At 50.6% G+C, this 15,014-nt stretch carries 11 protein-coding genes; 4 read left to right on the top strand and 7 right to left on the bottom strand.

Translation table 11 applies throughout. The features are described from left to right. Positions 1-91: 91 nt before the first annotated feature. The 7 genes from GFH31_RS07705 to clpB all read right to left on the bottom strand — a co-directional run bounded on the left by GFH31_RS07705 (position 92) and on the right by clpB (position 8,982). Entirely contained in the window at positions 92-622 is a 531-nt protein-coding gene (locus GFH31_RS07705) for a hypothetical protein (RefSeq protein WP_153497738.1), read from the bottom strand. Between the two features lie 8 nt (positions 623-630). Continuing rightward, the gene (locus GFH31_RS07700; protein ID WP_118458124.1) at positions 631-1,824 is read right to left on the bottom strand and encodes a 6-bladed beta-propeller; all 1,194 of its coding nucleotides are present in this window, start codon (positions 1,822-1,824) and stop codon (positions 631-633) included. A 22-nt stretch (positions 1,825-1,846) separates the two neighbouring features. Continuing rightward, positions 1,847-2,128 carry a hypothetical protein gene (locus GFH31_RS13060; RefSeq protein ID WP_410488885.1) on the bottom strand — a complete coding sequence of 94 codons (282 nt, stop codon included), beginning with the start codon at positions 2,126-2,128 and terminating at the stop codon, positions 1,847-1,849. Between the two features lie 383 nt (positions 2,129-2,511). Continuing rightward, positions 2,512-3,624, bottom strand: a complete 1,113-nt coding sequence (locus tag GFH31_RS07695; protein ID WP_153497737.1) for a 6-bladed beta-propeller — start codon at positions 3,622-3,624, stop codon at positions 2,512-2,514. A gap of 41 nt (positions 3,625-3,665) precedes the next feature. Beyond that, positions 3,666-4,709, bottom strand: coding sequence for a 6-bladed beta-propeller (locus GFH31_RS07690; RefSeq protein WP_228385735.1), 1,044 nt, complete (start codon positions 4,707-4,709; stop codon positions 3,666-3,668). A gap of 542 nt (positions 4,710-5,251) precedes the next feature. After that, positions 5,252-5,581: a TIGR04076 family protein gene (locus GFH31_RS07685; protein ID WP_153497735.1), complete on the bottom strand. Its 330-nt coding sequence runs from the start codon at positions 5,579-5,581 to the stop codon at positions 5,252-5,254. 809 nt (positions 5,582-6,390) lie between these two features. After that, positions 6,391-8,982 carry an ATP-dependent chaperone ClpB gene (gene clpB, locus GFH31_RS07680; protein ID WP_153497734.1) on the bottom strand — a complete coding sequence of 864 codons (2,592 nt, stop codon included), beginning with the start codon at positions 8,980-8,982 and terminating at the stop codon, positions 6,391-6,393. A gap of 368 nt (positions 8,983-9,350) precedes the next feature. Here clpB and GFH31_RS07675 point away from each other — a divergent pair, with 368 nt between their 5' ends. From GFH31_RS07675 to asnA, 4 genes are all read left to right on the top strand, one after another. Continuing rightward, positions 9,351-10,565, top strand: a complete 1,215-nt coding sequence (locus GFH31_RS07675) for a 6-bladed beta-propeller (protein ID WP_101572006.1) — start codon at positions 9,351-9,353, stop codon at positions 10,563-10,565. 64 nt (positions 10,566-10,629) lie between these two features. Further along, positions 10,630-12,501 carry a DNA polymerase III subunit gamma/tau gene (locus GFH31_RS07670; protein WP_153497733.1) on the top strand — a complete coding sequence of 624 codons (1,872 nt, stop codon included), beginning with the start codon at positions 10,630-10,632 and terminating at the stop codon, positions 12,499-12,501. A gap of 109 nt (positions 12,502-12,610) precedes the next feature. After that, a complete protein-coding gene (tyrS, locus tag GFH31_RS07665) occupies positions 12,611-13,900 on the top strand; it encodes a tyrosine--tRNA ligase (protein WP_153497732.1) in 1,290 nt (429 codons plus the stop codon). An 18-nt stretch (positions 13,901-13,918) separates the two neighbouring features. Further along, complete coding sequence (asnA, locus tag GFH31_RS07660; protein WP_101572012.1) at positions 13,919-14,956, top strand: aspartate--ammonia ligase; 1,038 nt, start codon at positions 13,919-13,921, stop codon at positions 14,954-14,956. Positions 14,957-15,014: the final 58 nt, after the last annotated feature.

Genomic DNA, 15,014 nt, shown 5'->3' with positions numbered 1-15,014 from the left:
TACAAGTAAACAGTTTAATAATGAGGACTTTGTAATCAAATGAAGAGGGGCGCGGGAATAGTTCGACCGTAACGATATTGTGATTTGCTTCTTACCGTTCCCGGATGTCCGTCAACCGGGCGATCTCTTTTTCATAAAGATTCCAGAGTTGCGTATTTCCGATCGGATTTCCTACGATCAGCGGATGATTGCCGCTGTCCAGTAAAAACGTTTGGAGTACCGGAGTACTGATCCGGTTGTTCGTACGAAACAGGCCGGCCGTATCGTACACTACCGGGAACCGCCAGTTTATGCTTTGCAGTCTGTATCGTGTCGACGGGATGTCTTGTGTTTCGCATACCAATACGACCGGAATCCGGAAGTGCTTATGGACTACCGACCATAATTTCAGATCGCTGAATTTGCAACTGATGCATCCCGAAGAATCGATGTAGTGGATTAGTTTCGGTTTTGTTCCGAACAGGAGGGAATCGGCCGCCCGATCCGGTGAATACGTATGGTCGAAACGAACCGGGCGGGACAGAAATTCTACGATGTACTTATCCTTTTCGGCGATCCGCCTTTGGCAACCGGTCGGCGCCGTCAACACGATCGCCCACAACAAAAGGTGCGAAATTTTCATACGTCGGCTCAGAACGGTTTGAATCTGTAATAGATAATCACAGGGTTGGCATCGGGTTCCATTCCGTTGATCATATCGAGGTATTTGCCGGAGAATTTGTAATAGTCGCTCAGGTTTTGCATTGTGATCGCATTGTGCGGCTGATAAAACCATTCTCCTTGTTGGGCCATGGCGGACTGCGTTAAAAATTTCAGCGTACTGTTACCCTCTATTTTCATCGGGTTGTATAAATATGATTTTCCGCTTTGCGGTGAATAGAGGTAACGAAGGCTTTCTCTGGAATTGAACGTAATTGAGATCGGGGTTCCGTTATCGAATATTTCAAAAGGAAGGAGATAACCCTTTTCTTCCCAGGAATCGTAACGGTGGGACGGGTTATTTTCGTCCGATTCGATTTCGTTTCGTTGTCGTTCCGATAATCCTTTGATATGTTTGCCTTCCATCTCCAATATGTAGGATGGCTTTATGGTTCCGTCGGCCGATATGTTATAGACAGTATCGCCGAATATGGGCAAAAAAGAGATACTACCGTCTGCATGTGAAGAGGTTGCATGAGTACCTAAGATATTGTGTTCAGGAGTCCGGTTTTTGATATAACCTCCCGTCGTTTTTCCCGTCATGTCGATAATATGCAGATCAAACTCTTTAAGTAGACCGGGAGGTTCTTGCTCCTTGTTTACATAATTGTAATGGATTAGTTTTTGGTCGCGGAACGCAATGACGATTCGGGGACGGAAATCGGTATGCACGATTTTTTCCAACTTCAGGTTTTCATCATAAATGAGTATTTTATTCGAAAATCCATCGACGGCCAGAACCTTATTGGTGTAAGGATCCGTACGCATCCAGTCCAGCATGATATACTCATTTGGTCCTCTTCCTTGGGCTGAAATTTTTCTGAGAAATTTTCCATTTTTGTCGAAAGACAGAATAGTCGTTCCTTTAAAATCGAGGATATAAAATTTGTCATTCAAGATTTCCAACCCTCGCATGTCTGCAAACAGGGATTCGGGGGTCGTTTCCAATTGAATATACCCGACCGAATCTATCAGGTTTTCAATGGATAAGTCCGGGTCGATATCGTGTACATGCAATATCGTGATTGAGTCCGATGTCGCCACTTTATATTTGGAGTTATTGGTATTGCAGGAAAATAATCCTGCAATACCAATAACAGGTAGAATTGATTTCCAAAGTTTCATTTATGGTATGATGTTTTGCCAATTATATTGAACAGTCGGGGCATCCTGAGTGTTGTGATCCTGAAATACAGGTATCTTTTGTCCCTGGAATATAGGTTCCTTCTTGCGTGGGATTTTGTTTATTTGAAACATAGACTGAACAATTTATTGTGGGAGGAACCCAATCAAACTTATTTGTCGACTGTTCAGGGTCGGCCAATGCTTCAATGTTGGAAAACAGTAAATCGGTTTCAGATTTGTGAAATTTTTGGATATAAGCTGAAACCGCTAAAGCTCCGGCGATCCCGACACAAAACAATTTAATAGTTCTTTTTTTTATGATTTTTGTTTTTAGTGATTATGTTAGTTTGTTAAATAAGGTTATTGTCTAAATTTTTGATTCCGATATAAAATATATTAACAAATGTAAGAAGAATATATCAGCGTTATTTGTTTATTCAGGTCTAAATATAGTATAGAAAGGCTAATGGATTATAAAAAAACACTCCGAACGGTCTCGGAGTGTTTTTTATGACTAGCCTAAGGGCTGCCCTCGCGCCGGGCGGGCGGTCGCGCGGCGACGCCGCGCGATCAGTTTTTGAAAACCAATCCCTCCTTGCCGTCGGCGTCGACGGTGATCGTGCTGTTGCGGCCACCTTGCCGGCCGAGATCTCTTTTCGGGGATTTATAAGGTTGATTTGTTTATTATTAATTGTTTTTCAGCCGGAAAAACAGGACCCAATTATTGTCGTTATCATTAATCGACGCACTTGCGACGGTTTCGATGAAAGGGTATTGTCCGGTATATTTTTTCACAGCCGGGACCAAAGCCTGGATTTGGTTGATGGAAACGATCGAGAAATATTCATTGTCGTCGTTTATTGCCAAAGGAGCTTGCCAAAAGAAAAGACTGTAAGGAAATTTCAACTCGTTGAATACATAATAGACTTGTGCATTTTTGTTGTAATAGACAGGATAGCGCGCATCGAATGTTATCCAATTTCGTGTTTCGGTAAAGTTTTCAATTTGTTGAACGCTCTTGTCTTTTGCTATTTTTTGCATGAATGAAGCCGGATCGGATACTTCGAGTAGGTCGTCGGGCATATTTTTCACCCCGAAGTCATAACGGTATTTGATTTTTAGCTCGTTGTTTTTCAATGAGTAAACATTGTAGTCGAAAAAATTGAGAATGAATGTTTCGTCATTATAGGAGAGGATGGATTTGTTATTGCAAAATGCGCTCGGGAGGTTGATTATTTTTGATTCGACGGGTAGGTATTCGCCGGTTTTTTCTCCCTTGTCGTTGAATGTGTGGACATGGTATTTGTCCGCGACGGATGAATAAACGATGTAGCCGCCTGCCGGATTAACCGCGATTTGATCTCCCTGGCAAACGGGTATTGTTTTTACATAGTTTCCCTGAAAGTCGTAAAATTGTAATTGCGATTTGTTGTTGTCGAAAACAATAAGCGTATTGTCCTGTACGATAAAATCGTCTGCCGTGATATATTCCTGGCCTGAACGTCCCTGTCGGTTGATTTTCTGTCGGAATTTGCCGGTTGTATCGAAACAAAAAACGGTGTTTTGCATTTTGTCCAGAATGAAAATCGACCGGCCTTTTACGATTACCCGGTCGTACTGCCCGACGATGCAACTGTCGTTCGTTTCCAGAGGAACCAAACGGATATCGTCTACGATGTTTTCCAGTTGTTCATTGCCGTAGCTGCGCGACAGGTCGATCCGGATCGAATCGGGATTTTGATCTTCCCGGGAACAGGAATACGATACAAGCAATAGAAAAAAGAGGAAATAATATCTCATAAGTCAAATTTAAGAGATTGGCAGTTCCTTGATTTGTCGGATTATTTCAAATGATAGAAAAAAAGAACGGGATTGTCTGACTCATTGCAAGAATTTACTTTTTGTACGAACGGGTTATTTTTTTGCTGACCTTTATCGAGATCCACTTCGTTTTTCAATTCCATCATGTTTTTGCAGAAACAGATCCATTCGTTATTTTTATCTTCGGTAGCGATCATCATGGAGTGTCGGATGCCGGATTCGCTGTCTGTGATCTCCGGGATGTGTTGAACGGTGAAAGCCGTTTTAGAAAGTCGGTATAATCCGGGTGAAGAAGTGTTGAAATAAATGTGCGAGTCGTTTTCCTTCAAATTGACGATCGAATAAATATATCCTTTCGATGCAACCTTGTCGATAAATTCTTGCAATTGGAGTTTTTTCTGTAACAAACCGTCCGGAAGATTCGCTTTTCCGAAATCAATCGTGTATCGCAAGGTTACGCTTCCGTTTTCCACGCTGTAAATGGAATTGTCGAACCGTTTCGAAAAATTGATGCGTTTGCTTTTGGTAAGCTGGCGACCGGACACGAATACGTCGCTGTAATCTTGCTGTGCCAGGGGGACGGAAGTTTTTATTTTTAGCGGGTCGCCATTTTTTTCGGCAAGTACTGAAATGCAGCACTCCGGATCGGCAGTTCGCGCATTGAAACAGACAATTTGTTCTCCGGAATTCACGGTTTCGTAAAATAAAGCCGGAGCTTTCATGACTCGGGTGGGTTTCAGGTTGTAATCGTAAAACAAAAATTTAGAAGGGTCCGCATATAGGACGATTTGTTTCGATTCCCTGTCCACGAAAAAGTCCATTAGGTTAATGTATTCGTTTGCAGCCCGTCCGACTGCCCGAATATGCCCGATATGATTCCCTTGCATGTCGTATATCCATACCGCATCGGTTTGAGTGTCTAATAAATAAATCCTGTCGTCACACAGGACGATTCGTGAGATGCTTCCTATCATGCAGGAATCGGACGACAAAAAAACGATCCGCTTTGCATCGAATAATACGGAATCGTCGATCGGTTTGTGTTCAACGACGGGTATTGACATCGTCGCCAAAGGAGAAGACGTGCACGAATACAACAGGATAGAAAAAAAAGAAAAAAGGATTCGCTTCATGAGCTAGGATGCCTGCTAGTCGTAAACTGTTACCGTTTGTCCTGATACACAATATACTTCGCCTTTGCCAATACAAGCAGTAGTGGTATATCTAGTGTATGCGAGAGTAACTTTTTCCCCTTTGTCATTCTCGATGGTTTCTGATCCTCTCGTGACAGAAATCATCGCTTCCGCTACTCCTGTTTCAGATTCACCCCGGGCTAACGCTTCGATATTGGCTTGCAAAAGATCAGGTTTCACTCAATCTCGTAAATTGTGTGGTTCATGGTGGATACGACTAACCAGTGTCGCAGGGGCTATAAATTAATTAATCGTGTGAATTTGCCGTTGGAAATGACAATCAATGTCCTTTTGCCCGGCATAGGTTGAACGTGAAGGTTGTTCAACTGTCCTGCCCCGAAAAGGATGCAGGTAGGAATGTACTGGTCATAATTCGGATTCGGTTTCATTGTCTTATACTATTTTGTTGATTATCATATAAAAGGAGATTTAACCTCTTCGTCGGTTGCCTCCAACTTGAAAAAGACTGGACGCAACCCGTCATTGCAACAAGTAATCGCAACACCCGGCTGGCGTACCCAATCATTGAAATAGAAATGCTTTGCACCATTGGCAAGAGCAAACACGTATGGATGGATGGTTCGCCACGCGCCATCGCAGAAACCTTCGGGTTTACCTAATCCGGCATAGAACACCTGCCCTTCTTTCATCAGACTACATGGCTTGAGTCCCGGCATTCCATAGTCGCGGGCTAAATCTTCATTAAAAGTGGAACGCAATACGGTTATTTTTACTTTCTTCATACTGTTTCATTTGTAATTCATTAATAATGCGAATCAATAGTTGAAAAATCAATTCCAGCTCTGTGTTAAAACGTTATAATTCAGTTGATTATCTCATTTTCTTTTGTGTTGTAATTGAAAATCAGTGAATTAGAATAATAATTCCACTTGTTTTTCTAATTATGATTCCCAAAGAGAAAAAGTTAAAATTAATTAGTTTGTACATCTGTCTATAAATTTTTTTTGCATTTCTACTGTTAGAGATTCAGCAACAACTCCAGTTCTGTAAAGGTGCTTACTCTGCATAAGGAGATTAAGGGAGAGGCGGAAATTCTCAAATAAAGGGGAAAAGCCGCCAGAGACCCGTTTTCACAGGCTGTTTCCAAACATTAGGCAACATATCGAGTCATTTTTCAACTGGCTGAATGAAAAAACAGAAATTCAAAGAGCGTCGAAGGTTAGAGCTACTAAAGGACTGTTAGTACATACCTTTGGAAAGTTGGCTGTTGTTATGCTAACCTATGTTAATTTTTAATTTTAGAATCAAGAAGCCAACTCCTGATTCGCATAATATACCAAAGTTATTTTGAGTACGAAAATAAATTAAAATTTGATATGTCGAAAATAAATTAAGAAATATAGACAGAAAAATCCGTTTTTAAGGACGGACAATGATTATGGTATTGCGTTTTACTTTGTTTGCCGGAATGAATATCTGAATTGGAACGAATAAAAAACACTCCGAAAAAAACTTTTCGGAGTGTTTTTATGAAATTAACCTATGGATAGCCCTTGCGCCGGGCGGGCGGTCGTGCGGCAACGCCGGATGATCAGTTTTTGAAAACCAATCCTTTGGCGCCGGCGTCGACGGTGATCGTGCTGTTGCGGTCTACCTGGCCGGCCAGGATCTCCTTCGAGAGTTCGTTGACCAGATACCGTTGCAGCGTCCGTTTGACCGGACGTGCGCCGAACATCGGGTCGTACCCTTCTGCAGCGAGCCAGTCGATCGCTTTGTCGGTCACCTGCAGCGCGATGCTGTTCTGGGCCAGCATTTCGTTGATTTGGCGAATTTGCAGCACGACGATCTGGCGTACATCGTCGCGGGTCAGCGGCGTGAACATCACGATCTCGTCGATACGGTTCAGGAACTCCGGCCGGATCGTCTGTTTCATCAGGTCGAAAACCTCTTTTTTAGTCTCTTCGAGCACGCTTTCGGGCGGCGTATCGTCGGTGTATTTCGACAGCCGGTCCATGATGATGTGCGAACCGATGTTCGACGTCATGATGATAATCGTGTTGCGGAAATCGACCGTGCGGCCTTTGTTGTCGGTCAGCCGGCCGTCGTCGAGCACTTGCAGCAGGATGTTGAACACGTCCGGATGCGCTTTCTCGATCTCGTCGAGCAGTACGACCGAGTAGGGCTTCCGCCGCACGGCTTCGGTCAGTTGACCGCCTTCGTCGTAACCGACGTATCCCGGAGGCGCTCCGATCAGCCGCGATACGCTGTGCCGCTCCTGATACTCGCTCATGTCGATACGCGTCATCATCGTGTCGTCGTTGAACAGGTATTCGGCCAGCGCTTTGGCCAACTCGGTCTTGCCGACGCCGGTCGTGCCCAGAAAGATGAACGATCCGATCGGCCGGCGCGGATCTTGCAACCCGGCCCGCGAACGCCGCACGGCGTCCGAAACGGCCGCGATCGCCTGATCCTGTCCGATTACCCGGTCGTGCAGCTCGCTCTCCATCTTCAGCAACTTCTCACGTTCGCTCTGCAGCATCCGGCTGACCGGAATGCCCGTCCAGCGGGCGACCACTTCGGCGATGTCCTCCGCATCGACCTCCTCTTTGATCATCGCCCCGGCCTCGGCGTTTTTGTTCACTTCGGCCTGCAGTTTCTGAATCTCGGTCTCCGTCTCGCGCATTTTGCCGTAACGGATCTCGGCCACGCGGCCGTAGTCGCCGTTGCGTTCGGCTTCGGCGGCCTGAACCTTCAGATCGTCGAGCATTTGTTTGTTCTTCTGTATCTTCTCTAAAATATCCCGTTCGCTCTGCCATTTGGCGCGCAGGGTCGTGCGTTTGGCGTTCAGTTCGTCGATCTCGCGCGTCAGCTCTTCGATCCGACCCTTGTCCTTCTCGCGGCGAATCGCTTCGCGCTCGATCTCCAATTGGCGTACCTTCCGGTCGAGTTCGTCGATCTCTTCGGGCACGGAGTTCATTTCGAGCCGCAGCTTGGCCGCCGCTTCGTCGATCAGGTCGATCGCCTTGTCGGGCAGGAAGCGCGACGTGATGTACCGGTGCGACAGTTCGACCGACGCGATGATCGCCTCGTCTTTGATCCGCACCTTATGGTGGTTTTCGTAACGCTCTTTCAGGCCCCGCAAAATCGAAATGGCGTCCACGGTCGTCGGTTCGTCGACCATTACCTTCTGGAAACGCCGTTCGAGCGCTTTGTCCTGTTCGAAATATTTCTGGAACTCGTCCAGCGTCGTGGCGCCGATCGCGCGCAACTCGCCCCGCGCCAGCGCCGGTTTCAGGATGTTGGCCGCATCCATCGCGCCGTCGCCTTTGCCGGCTCCGACCAGCGTATGGATTTCGTCGATGAACAGCAGGATCTCGCCTTCGGCCGAAATTACTTCTTTGACCACGGCTTTCAGCCGCTCTTCGAACTCGCCCTTGTACTTCGCTCCGGCGATCAGCGCGCCCATATCCAGCGAATAAACCTGTTTGCTTCGCAGATTCTCCGGGACGTCGCCGTCGACGATCCGGTGCGCGATTCCTTCGGCGATGGCCGTTTTGCCGACGCCCGGTTCGCCGACCAGGATCGGGTTGTTTTTGGTTCGCCGCGACAGGATTTGCAGTACCCGCCGGATCTCCTCGTCCCGGCCGATCACCGGGTCGAGTTTGCCTTTGCGGGCCTGTTCGTTCAGGTTGATCGCGTATTTGCCGAGCGCGTCGTACTCCTGCTCGCTGGTCTGGCTGTCGACGGTCGAACCTTTGCGCAGCTCTTTGATCGCCGCGATCAGTTCTTTTTCGGTCGCGCCGGCGTCTTTCAGCAGCCGTCCGGCCTCCCCTTTTTCGGCGATGATACCGAGCAGCAGGTGTTCGACCGAGGCGTATTTGTCGCCGAACGTTTTCGTGAAATCCGAGGCTTTCTGAATGACCGCGGAACTTTCGCGCGAAAAATAGGGGTCGCCGCCTTCGACTTTCGGCAGCCGGTCGATTTGTTGTTTCAGTACGCTTCGCAGCGCCCCGACGTTTACGCCGAGTTTTTGTAGCAGAAATACGCCCAGGCTGTCGTCCTCGGCGACAATGGCGCTCAGAATGTGCATCGGTTCGACGGCTTGGTTGCCGTTGCCCGACGCGAGGTTCATGGCGCTTTGCAGGACTTCCTGCGCTTTGATTGTCAAACTGTTGATGTTCATATCTTATTCTCCTTTTATTTTCGTGTTTTATCCGTTTTTTCAGGAAAGCAGCAAAATGGCTGCCAGAGAACGGTTTGTGAAAAAATGACGCAGAATACCGGACAAAAATGACAGAACGAACTGTCCGGAAGACATATCCGTGGCATAAATCCTGCCTAAATGACAGGACGGTCCTTCCTGTTTTCCGGAATGCTACGGATTTGTTTTCTAAACTATTTTCGATCGTTTGTCCAAAATATAATAGTTATATTTACGTTATTGAATTATCACGCTGATAAATAATGAATTACTCGCGTCGAACGGGAAAGGAGAAAAACGATAAACGGGTCCGGATTGTCCGGGTTCTAATAACCTAAAAACTTCAGATTATGGCAAATGCGTTTTTTCATTCGGAGCATGCCGGACGCGTCGTCGTCCGTTGGTTCGCCGTTGCGGCGTTTTCGGCTTTTTCGGCTGGCTGCGGCCGGCCGGCTGCCGTTTCCGACGGCGTGGCCGAGCGGGTGGTGATCGGTGCGGATACCGTGGTCGTCTGCGACCTGAACAAGATCCGCGATACGATCGACCTCCCGCTGAGCGAACTGACCGCCGAAAAACTGAGGATCGTAAAACTGGAAACCCGTCCCGAGGCATTTTTCAAGCCGTCCAAAACGTTCGTTTCCGAAAATTACATCGGGGTCGTAGGCTACGAACCGGCCTCTTTCAAACTGTTCGACGGGAATGGGAAATTCCTGAACGATATCGGGACGCAGGGGCGCGGTCCCAACGAATACCGCAACATTTACTGGGCTCAGATCGACGAGGGCTCCGGCCGCGTGTTTATCCTGCCGTGGCAAAGCGACCGGATTTTGGTCTTCGGGCTCGACGGGTCGTCGCTGCCGTCGATACCGTTGCCTTGCAGGTCTCCGAAAGGGATTTTCCGGGCGAACCCCGACTCGACGGTTTCGGTAAGCGTCCTGCCGTTCGAAAACGCGGGAATCGAAAGTTTCGTCTGGAACCAAGATATGCAGGGAAACGTGGTCGCCCGGATCGATGCGGCCCCCTTCCGGATCAAGGCGGATTTCGGGAATGAAATGGCGTCCGGAAGCGCAACCCGTTTCGAACCCGTTCTGATGTATTCCGACGGTCACCGGCCCGATTCGTTGCGTTATTACGATCCGCAGGCCAACCGCCTGGTGCCCGTATTTGCCGTTCGGCATCTTGCCGAACGGAAGCCGATCTATCCGAAGTACGCCGAGACGGGCGATTATTTCTGGGCGTCGTTTAGCCAGACCATGGAACAAACCGGGGCGCACTCTTTTACTTCGTCGGCTCCCGTATTCTTTCTGGTCGATAAAAACGACCTTACCGGAGCTTATTTCAAACTGAAACTGGATGAACTGGCCGATATCGCCGTCTGGCCCGGTCATTTGCAGGACGGCTATTTTCTTTGGAACGTTCCGGCCATTACGCTCAAAAAGTCTTTGCGAGGGATTCTCGACGCGGGATACGACGCCGATCCGCAGGCGGTCGAAAAGATCCGGCGACTGGATGCCGAACTCGACGACGAGGATAACAACGTAGTCATATACGCCCGTCTGAAATAGAAAAAGCGACCCGCCTTGTCGATTCCGGTCGAATTTCGTATCTTTGTTTCCGGAAAGGAAAATTATGGATAATTTCATCGTATCGGCCCGGAAATACCGTCCGGCGACCTTCGCATCGGTCGTCGGACAGTCGCATATTACCTCGACGCTGAAGAATGCGATCAGCCGTCGCCAGTTGGCGCATGCGTACCTGTTCTGCGGGCCGCGCGGCGTCGGCAAGACGACTTGCGCGCGGATCTTCGCCAAAGCGATCAACTGCCTGAATCCGGGGCCCGACGCCGAAGCCTGCAACGAGTGCGAATCGTGCCGTGCGTTCAACGAGGGCCGGTCGTTCAATATCCACGAACTGGACGCCGCGTCGAACAACTCGGTGGACGATATCCGCAACCTGACCGACCAGGTGCGTATCCCGCCGCAGATCGGTCGTTACAGCGTCTATATCATCGACGAGGTGCACATGCTGTCGGTGCAGGCGTTCAACGCGTTTCTGAAAACGCTCGAAGAGCCGCCCGCACATGCCGTGTTTATCTTGGCTACGACCGAAAAGCACAAGATCATTCCGACGATCCTGTCGCGCTGTCAGATTTACGATTTCAACCGGATTCGCGTCGAGGACGGCGTGGAGTACCTCAAATACATCGCTTCGCAGGAAGGAGTGACCTACGACGACGAGTCGCTGCACCTGATCGCCCGTAAGGCCGACGGCGGAATGCGCGACGCGCTGTCGATGTTCGACAAGGTGGTTTCGTTCTGCGGGCAGAATCTGACGGTCGCCCAGGTGGCCGCGACGCTCAACGTGCTCGATTACGATACCTATTTTACGATCGCCGAACAGATCCTGGCCGGAGACTATACGAACGCTTTGCTGCTTTTCGACGAGGTGTTGCGCAAGGGTTTTTCCGGACAGACTTTCGTGGCGGGGCTGAACAGCCATTTCCGCGACCTGCTGATGTGCAAGAATCCGCAGACGTTGCCGCTGCTTGAGGTGACGGGCAGCGTGGCCGAACGTTACCGGACGCAGGCCGCACAATGTCCGGTGCCGCTGCTGTTCGAGGGGATCAATCTGCTGACGGCGGTCGACGCGTCGCTGCGGACGGCTACCAACCAACGATTGCATGTCGAACTGGGTCTGATGAAACTTTGCGGACTCGGTCAAAAAAAAAATGACGAAGCCCTGACGCCGTCGCTGCCCGATCTGGGCGGTTCCCGGAACGTTCCGGACGGTTCCGCGCGACAGCCTGCGCCGGCCGCAGCGACCGTAGTCCCGCCGCGGGACGGACAACCGTCGTCGGCACTTGCCGGGACTGCTGCGGAAAAACCGGATCCCGGCCGCGAAACCCGTAAGCCGGTTTCCCCTGTTCCTGTTGCTTCGCCGCCTGCGTCGGCCGTTTCGCAGTCCCGCCCCGCCGGAAAAGCCGAACCGGGGCCGTCCCGTCCCGCGCCGACGACGGGGGGCGTTTCGCTGTCCGGCCGTTCGATCCTGTCGTTGCTGAATACGAGCCGCCCCGCCGCGCCCGTTTCGGGAGATGCCGATCCGGCGGAAGATCCGGAGAACCTGCCCGATGCGGATGAAGCGGTCGAAGAGGATGTCGAATCCCGTTTGCAACAGGGATGCGAATTGCTGACCCGCGAATTGCTTGCGGAGCGGCCCCGGCTGGGGATCGCGTTCCAGGATGTCAGCATACGCGGGAACCGGATTCTTCTGAAAGTGCCGAACGAATCGCTGTACGACGAGGTGACCAATCACCTGACCGATATCCGCAAACGGCTTTGCGACTTGGGCGATGTCCGCTCGGCGATTGAATTTCAGGTCGAGATCAGCGAAAACAAGGCCGGCCTGAAACCGATCAAAGTCGAAGACCGGCTGCGTTACCTGACCGAAAAAAATCCGCTGGTCGCCAAACTCCGTCGCGACCTCGACCTCGATATCGAATAGCGGCTTTCCCGAAATTGTTGTGTTTCGCGGAATTTGACTACCTTTGCACGGATCGCGGCAGCCGGCCGCGAACGATCCACTAAAAATCTGCTAAAAGCACATAAAACCGATGAATTTTGTAGAGGAACTCAAATGGAGGGGCATGGTGCACGATATCATGCCGGGAACCGAGGAGCAATTGAACAAGGAGATGACGACGGCTTACGTCGGAATCGACCCGACGGCGGACTCGCTGCATATCGGGCACCTTGTCAGCATTATGATCCTTAAACACTTCCAGCGGTGCGGGCATAAGCCCATTTTCCTGGTGGGCGGGGCTACCGGCATGATCGGCGACCCGTCGGGCAAGTCGCTTGAGCGCAACCTGCTCGACGAGGAGACCCTGCGTCGCAACCAGGAGGGGATCAGAAGGCAGCTCAGTCACCTGATCGACTTCGAGTCCGATGCTCCGAATGCGGCCGAACTGGTCAACAACTACGACTGGATGAAGAATTTCACGTTCCTGGAATTTATTCGCGACATCGGCAAATGCATTACGGTCAACTACATGATGGCCAAAGACTCTGTCAAGAAGCGCTTCAGCGGCGAGGGCGACGGCATGTCGTTCACCGAATTTACGTACCAACTGGTGCAAGGAACCGATTTTTTGCATCTTTATCAGCATAAGAACTGCAAATTGCAAATGGGCGGTTCCGACCAATGGGGAAATATCACCACCGGAACCGAGTTGATTCGCCGCAAAACAGGCGGCGAAGCGTTCGGGCTGACCTGCCCGCTGATCAAGAAGGCGGACGGGACGAAATTCGGCAAAACCGAGGCCGGGAACGTATGGCTCGATGCGCGTTATACGTCGCCGTACCAGTTCTACCAATTCTGGCTGAACGTCAGCGACGAAGATGCCGAACGTTATATTAAGATATTCACGATGCTCGATCGGCAAACGATCGATGCGCTGATCGCCGCGCACCGGGAGGCGCCCCATTTGCGCGAGTTGCAGAAGACGCTGGCCCGCGAGATTACCTGCATGATTCATTCCGAGGAGGAGTACCGCAAGGCGGTCGAGGCTTCGGGTATCCTATTCGGAAATGCGACGGCCGATGCGTTGCGCCGGATCGACGAGCGGACGTTCCTACAGGTTTTCGACGGAGTTCCGCAGTTCGAAGTGCCGGCTTCGACGCTTGCCGGCGGAGTGAATTTCATCGCTCTGTGCACCGAACATGCGTCGGTTTTCCCGTCGAAAGGCGAAGCCCGCAAGCTGATTCAGGGAGGCGGCATATCGCTCAACAAAGAGAAGGTTACCGCGGTCGATGCGATCGTTTCGGCCTCCGACCTGATCTCCGGTAAATACCTGCTCGTGCAAAAGGGAAAAAAGAACTATTTCCTGATCGTTGTCAAATAACCGTAAACGCCCGATAAGATGACATTGATAAAACCTTCCGGATACCGCAACCTGCTCGAAAACGTCGAGAACACCGAAAAGGCGATCAAGCATGTAAAGGATATGTTTCAGGAGAACCTGTCCGCACAGCTCGCTCTGCTGCGGGTGACGGCCCCGATGGTCGTACTGACCGGAACGGGGATCAACGACGACCTGAACAGCGTGGAACGTCCCGTTTCGTTTCCGATCCGCGATATGAACGAGCAACGCGCCGAAGTGGTGCATTCGCTGGCCAAATGGAAAAGACTGAAGTTAGGCGAAATGAAAGTGGCTCCCGGCCGTGGGATTTATACCGATATGAACGCGCTGCGTCCGGACGAAGAGCTGGACAATATCCATTCGCTGTACGTCGACCAGTGGGATTGGGAGAAGGTGATCACGCGCGAACAGCGCAACATCGCTTTCTTGAAACAGACGGTGCGCCGTATCTACGAGGCGATCAAAGTGACCGAAAACAAATTGTACGTCGAGTTCCCGCAGTTGGTTCCGTCGCTGCCCGAGGAGATCCATTTCATCCATGCGCAACAGTTGCTCGACCTGTATCCCGGCAAAAAACCGAAAGAGCGCGAGAACGAGATCGTACGGCGATACGGCGCCGTATTCGTGATCGGGATCGGCGCGGCCCTTTCGGACGGCGAGCCGCATGACGGCCGCGCCGCGGATTACGACGACTGGAGTACGCCGAACGAAGAGGGTTACAACGGGCTGAACGGCGACCTGCTGCTGTGGAATCCGGTGCTCGGAAACGCTTTCGAGGTGTCGAGCATGGGGATTCGCGTGGACGAGACGTCGCTGGCGCGGCAGCTCGAAATACGCGGGCAACAGGCCAAACGCGATCTCTATTTTCATAAAAAGCTGCTGGCCGGGGAGTTGCCCTGCACGATCGGCGGCGGGATCGGGCAGTCGCGGTTGTGCATGTACCTGCTGCGCAAAGCCCACATCGGCGAGATACAGAGCAGTATCTGGCCGGAATCGATGCGCCGCGAATGTTCCGAAGCGGGTATCGAGTTGGTTTGATTCTTAGGAATAATTGTTTATAAATGCCGCCGTGCGGGTTCCGGAAGGGATCCGCGCG

The sequence above is a fragment of the Alistipes sp. dk3624 genome (genome assembly GCF_009557455.1).
GTDB classification, from domain to species: Bacteria; Bacteroidota; Bacteroidia; order Bacteroidales; family Rikenellaceae; genus Alistipes_A; species Alistipes_A hominis.
This window is presented reverse-complemented; position numbering and strand designations above follow the sequence as displayed.